The sequence below is a fragment of the Ferruginibacter sp. genome (assembly GCF_014377975.1).
Classification (GTDB): Bacteria; Bacteroidota; Bacteroidia; order Chitinophagales; family Chitinophagaceae; genus Ferruginibacter.
Genome location: NZ_JACMOO010000336.1, coordinates 1 through 4,563, shown reverse-complemented (window position 1 = coordinate 4,563; position 4,563 = coordinate 1). Strand labels below are relative to the sequence as shown.

The following is a 4,563-nucleotide window of genomic DNA, read 5'->3' as shown; positions in this document are numbered from 1 at the left end:
TGCCGATTTTTCTTCGGGAATCACTCCCTTTTCGCAATACCTGTTTCAAGCTTTTATCAAAAGCTAAGGTGACTGTAGCAAGGCCTATTTACAAAAGCATCTGTCACAACTTAAAATCGTCATTGTTTACAAAGTATTTCCGTGTAAATGGCTGTGTATTGCTCCACTGCTTTCTTCAGTGAATAAAAATCTGTTGCGCCACTCCTAAGTTCATCAGCATCAAATTTTTTATTGCCGAGGATGGTAGCTATTGCAGCATCAAATGTTTCGTCCGTAAAATTATTCAGTACATAACCTCCATGGTATTTGTTAACGATTTCTTCAACATCACCTACGCCGCTGTTGGTAATTACCGGTATGCCCATGGCCATAATTTCTCCATGTTTGGTGGGGGACGAAGATAGTTTTGAATAGCAGGGTTTAATAAAAAAAACGGAATAGCTGCTCAAGGATAAAAGTGCAGGAACCTGGGCTCGTGTGCCGTGTTTTACAATCAGTTTGTCCGCAGGTAGTCCGTGTTTTGCAGCCTCGCCTGCAATTACATCATGCAGGTGTGGTGAGATAAATAAAAACTTTGCCTGTGGAATTTTGTCCGATAACCGTTTACAAAAGCGAAGCATTTCGCTGGTCATATACCAACCGCCAATAGAGCCAAGGTAACTGATGATAACATCCTTTTCACCTATATTTAATTCGTGTTGTAACTGCTGTATTTGTGCTGCAGGAATAGTTGCAGGGTCAAACAAATCCATGTCGGCACTACAGGGAATTACTGCAAGAGGAACGCTGCTTTTATATTCCGGTAATTGCTTTATAATTTTCTCTGCTGCATACGTTAGGCATACGATGCCATCACATTTGGCCACCTGTTGTTTTTCCTTCTCTAAAAAATAACGATACACCATTTTATAGAGTGGATGTTGAAGATTCCACATACCACCATCTACACGGCTTTGTGCATAAAACTCCCGTATATCATGCAGAAATTTTATACCCATTGTTTGCTTCATCCACAAGCCTACTAACGCCGGAATGCCGGGCCTGGTATGCACCATATCAATGCCATACAACCGATCAATTTGTTTGGCTTTTCTTTTAAGATTAATAATATCTTTTAGTGTTGATAGTACGGGCGGCTTTTTGGTATAATTAATGGGCACCCATTTTATATTGTAGCCGTCCAGCATTTTTTTAACAGCATTTTCGTTTTGCAGAAATGCGGCTTGCTTTTCGCAACTGAGAATAAATAATTGAAATCCATTTTTACTCAACCCCTGTAAATAGGGTATTACCTGGCTCTGTCCCAGTGGGTCGGTCATTCCATCGTATGATATAAAAAGAATTTTTTTTTGCATTCGTTCCTTAACCATTGTTTTCTTCCAGCCACCAGTGCAGCACAATTATCAGCCACAGTCTGTTGAATAAATAATCAGTTCCACTTAAGTATTGTGCTTTCATTTTTTGTACAACTGCTGCGTTTACCACCTGGTGTTTTTGTATGATTTCTACTGACGTGTATTTGTCCAGCAAATATTTTAAATCGGTTTTTAGCCATTTTACCAAAGGTATGCTGAAGCCCCATTTGGGCCGGTTAAAAATTTCTTTGGGTACATAATCATACAACACTTCTTTCAGCAAATACTTCATGCAGCCGTTCTTAATTTTAAGCTCCGGAGCCAGGTTATAGGCAAATTCTACCAGTCGGTAATCCAGCAAAGGCACCCTGCTTTCCAATGCATATTGCATACTGGCCCTGTCTACTTTTACCAGTAAATCATCTTTTAAATAATGATTAAAATCCCAAAAGGACTGTTGCTCTGCTGCAGATAATTGTCTTGCTGTATCCGGCAACGCATTGATTGCATCAAAATTAAAATTTGGATGCACCAGCAAATGTTCCAGTTCGTTTTCTTTAAAATAATATTGCTCCTGCGAAAAAATATGCGTCCGCAAATGTTGCCCGTTGTTATCAAAAAGATTACCGGCACGTTGGTATTTATTACCCATCATTTTAGATGCTAAATGCAAGGGGCCTTTTATCAAAGGCATCAAAGGATTCGACAAACGCTTAGCCCATTCATACGTTCCATATCCATGAAACAATTCATCACCACCATCGCCGCTCAACGCAACCGTTACATGCTGTTTTGCCAGCCGGCTAACCATCATTGTTGGGAATGCAGAAGTATCTGCAAAGGGTTCATCATATGCTGGCAGCAAGGTATCTACCAACTCCAATACTTCTTTTTCTTTTACAATAAATTCATGATGTTCCGTATGTAAATGTGCTGCAACTTGCCGGGCAAATTTAGATTCATTGTATTTGCCATTATCAATGGCAATACTAAATGTTTTAATGGCAGCACTGCCGCAAACCCGTGCTGATATTGCTGTTACGAGGCTGCTGTCAACTCCGCCACTTAAAAAAGTACCGATAGGAACATCGCTTATCAATTGCTTTTCCACCGCATCAAACAATAAATTATTCAACTGCTTTTTTGCGGTGGCTTCATCACTGATAATTGCAGGCTGAATAGTATCTTTTAATTGCCAGAATGCTGTGGTCTCTTTTACAACATCACTGAATGACTTCACTTCCGATTTTATTTGCAGGAAATGAGCAGCCGGAAATTTATGAGTATTGTTGTAGATGGTTAATGGTTCGGGAATAAACCCCAGGTGCAAAAAATATGGAATGGCTTTTTTGTTAACAGACAACTTTTTACCCGCCAGTTGTTTGATCACTTTTAGTTCTGATGCAAAAATAAAATTACTTCCATCTGCATAAAAAAACAGCGGTTTAATGCCCACATGGTCTCTGCAAAGTGTAACTATTTTTTCTTTATTATCATATATGGCAAAAGCAAACATGCCATTCATTTCGGCAAAACAGGCGGGGCCTTTTTGAGCAAATAATTCTACGATCACTTCTGTATCAGAACTTGTTTTTAAAGAAGCTCCTTTATCCTTTAGTTGTTTTTTAAGCTCATTAAAATTGTACACTTCTCCATTAAAAACGATGCAGTACCTGGCGTCTGCAGAAAGCATGGGTTGGTTAGCTGCCGCAGATAAATCTAAAATGGAAAGCCGCCGGTGAGCCAGGCCAACGCTGTTATCATCCGAGAAATAAAATCCTTCTGCATCGGGGCCACGGTGCTGTATCAATTGCGTGGCCTGCCTTAGCTGAGCTTCGGTAATGCTGTTGTTAAGAGAAATAAAGCCTGCGATGCCGCACATATACCGGGGATTTGAGTAAAAACGAAAATAGGTTAATATTATTACGAAAGAACGGGCGGTTCGATGGCAGGAAAAGCACTCGTATAAATTTGTTTCAATTGCTCCATGTGCTTTTCGATTGTGAAGTTTTGTACAAGCCTTTCCTTTGCTGCATTACCCAATATTTTTCTTTGCTGCCGATCATTTATTAAAGCAAGAAGTTTGGTTATAAAATCATTGCTGTCTTTTAAATTAAAATAAACGGCTGTATCCTCACATTGTTCCCTGAACGAAGCAATATCACTCAGCAGCAAAGGCATACCCAATGCCATGGCTTCCAGAACGCTTATGGAAAATCCTTCATAGATAGACGACATTATAAAGAGATCGTATTTATTTATAATTTCCTGCACGTTTGCTACCTGTCCTTTTAATGTTACGTTCAATCCGTATTCAACTATCATCTTCTGCATGGGAACATCCAGCGGGCCTTTTCCATAAATATCAAGACTGATGTTTTGCTGCGTTAGATTTTTAAATGCATTCAATAAAAAGAAATAATTTTTTGCCTCCTTTAAGTTGCCTACTGTAACTAATCGGAATATTTTTGTATTATATGGGTTTTTAAAATTATCGCGATTGTTAAAAATGGGCGTGTCTGCAAACGTATGCAGGATATATGCTTTAGATGGTTTTAATCCAAGTACACTAAAATAGGCCTGTAATGATACATTTGCTACCGATATAATTATGGTTTTTCTAATGCTATAAGTAAATTTTTCCAACAACCTCATATACATTTTACTGTATTCAACGGCGGATGCAGCATACGTATGGATGGTTGTAATAAGAGGGATTTTTTTGGGTGTGCCCAACCTTGCAACTACGGTACTCCAAAGTAGATGACTATGTACAATGTGTACGTTATTTTTTCTGATAATACGTCTTAATTGTATTGCTGCCAATGGTATTTGAAAATGTGACCGCAGGTGCAGACAGTAGAACGGAACGTCATCTAATTCTTTTCCGAATTCATTTTCGGGATATAGGGTTACGATGATATTATTGTACTCGGGCAATTGTCTTATAACATTTGCAAGCATGGTTTCTGCTCCGCACCCTGCCATATTATCAATGATATGTACAATTGTTTTTTTCACGTAAGAAGCTGCACTTATATTCTTTTGGAAAATATTTTCTACAAGGTTAATTGCATGCAGTTGAAATAAATTTAATTGGGTATCAACTGCAAATCAAACATATCTTTTCTTGCACAAAACGCTTCCCTGGAAATGGGGTGATTGTTGTATAAAATTTTGTAAACAATAGCTACCAGCAAGTCGTATA

Annotated in this window: 3 protein-coding genes; all 3 read right to left on the bottom strand. The window is 38.5% G+C overall.

Going from position 1 to position 4,563, the window contains the following annotated elements:
• Positions 1-119: 119 nt before the first annotated feature.
• Genes H7254_RS16595 through H7254_RS16585 form a run of 3 tightly spaced genes read right to left on the bottom strand, consistent with a single transcriptional unit; the run spans position 120 to position 4,376 of the window.
• A complete protein-coding gene (locus tag H7254_RS16595) occupies positions 120-1,355 on the bottom strand; it encodes a glycosyltransferase (protein ID WP_301934034.1) in 1,236 nt (411 codons plus the stop codon).
• 7 nt (positions 1,356-1,362) lie between these two features.
• Positions 1,363-3,237: an asparagine synthase (glutamine-hydrolyzing) gene (asnB, locus tag H7254_RS16590; protein WP_301934033.1), complete on the bottom strand. Its 1,875-nt coding sequence runs from the start codon at positions 3,235-3,237 to the stop codon at positions 1,363-1,365.
• 41 nt (positions 3,238-3,278) lie between these two features.
• Positions 3,279-4,376 carry a glycosyltransferase gene (locus tag H7254_RS16585; protein WP_301934032.1) on the bottom strand — a complete coding sequence of 366 codons (1,098 nt, stop codon included), beginning with the start codon at positions 4,374-4,376 and terminating at the stop codon, positions 3,279-3,281.
• Positions 4,377-4,563: the final 187 nt, after the last annotated feature.